The organism is Corynebacterium sp. HMSC073H12, from assembly GCF_001837775.1.
In the GTDB taxonomy this organism is placed as follows: domain Bacteria; phylum Actinomycetota; class Actinomycetes; order Mycobacteriales; family Mycobacteriaceae; genus Corynebacterium; species Corynebacterium amycolatum.
Genome location: NZ_KV834034.1, coordinates 1 through 664, shown reverse-complemented (window position 1 = coordinate 664; position 664 = coordinate 1). Strand labels below are relative to the sequence as shown.

1 protein-coding gene is annotated in these 664 nt (G+C 57.5%); it reads left to right on the top strand.

The features are described 5' to 3' along the window. Positions 1-664: helix-turn-helix domain-containing protein (locus HMPREF2708_RS05070; RefSeq protein ID WP_141762923.1), on the top strand; the 664-nt coding region annotated here is incomplete at both ends.

Genomic DNA, 664 nt, shown 5'->3' with positions numbered 1-664 from the left:
CCCGCCGATCGAAATACAGTGCCATCAAACCCATTGCGCTTGAACACATCGCCAACGGGGCATCAGCAAGCGCGGTTGGACGCGAATTAGGGATACCCCAACCAACTGTCAGCCGGTGGGCACGACAAGCCGGAATTGCGATTCAGCACCAATCGCACTACCCGAAGGTCTCGATGAAGCATAAGCATCGCGTGATCTACGAGATGCTTATCGCCGGCACATATAGTGTTGCCCAGATTGCTGCGCAGGCCGGGGTGTGCACATCCACGGTGTATAACCAGCGGGCTAGTTTAACCACTATGAATACCCGCAGCCGGATAACGCCCGGTGATGTATCTCGTGTTGGCACTGGTCGGCGGCTAGGGCTGGCCGAACGCTTAGTCATTGCCAAGTATCTGCGAGCAGGGCATTCGCACCGGCGTATCGCCCAGATAGTCTGTCGTAGTCAATCCACCGTCAGCCGTGAAATCGCGCGCAACAGCGTCGATGGTATCTACGATGCTTATCACGCTGACCAGGCAAGCCGCGGGCGTCTTGCTCGCCCTAAGCTGCGCAAACTCGATGGCAATCGATTCTTACGCGCCCAGGTTGTTGGTCTGCTCAACCGTGGTGCCTCGCCGCGTCAGGCCAGTGACAGGTTGGCTGCACTGTGGGGTGATAATAC